Below are 371 nucleotides of genomic sequence, written 5' to 3'. Positions count from 1 at the left end.
TCCCCCAGCCCGACCCGGTCCACCAGTCGAGCAGCCATCGGACACCACCCCCTGGTATCCGTTGAACCGCCAAACCACCTCTATGCCAACGGCATTGTCCTTATTTACCAAGATCTTCCGGGCTTGCCGATGGCCTTCAGGGTCTCGGGGCGTTTGACGGTTTTGCCGACGTCGCAGCGGGGTGCCCGGTGTCTGTTCTTGGCGCCGGGCGGGCGTCCGGGGCCGGCGCCGCGGGGTTTAGGAACGCGTGCCGGGCAGGCGAGGTGAGCGCGGATGTTCCTGAACCCCCGGCGGACCCGGGCCGGGCTGAGCCGGTCCGAGGCGGTGGGTTTCTCCCATGGCCGGCGGAGGTCCGCGGCGAGCGATCGGGC

General features: G+C 69.5%; 1 pseudogene. It reads right to left on the bottom strand.

Annotated elements, in window-relative coordinates:
- Positions 1-104: 104 nt before the first annotated feature.
- Positions 105-371 (bottom strand): annotated as a pseudogene (locus IF89_RS48940) (transposase); the annotation flags it as partial.

The organism is Streptomyces sp. NRRL F-2664, from assembly GCF_000719345.1.
GTDB lineage: Bacteria > Actinomycetota > Actinomycetes > Streptomycetales > Streptomycetaceae > Streptomyces.
The sequence above is the reverse complement of the archived record's forward strand: the minus strand, read 5'-3'. Positions and strand labels throughout refer to the sequence as shown.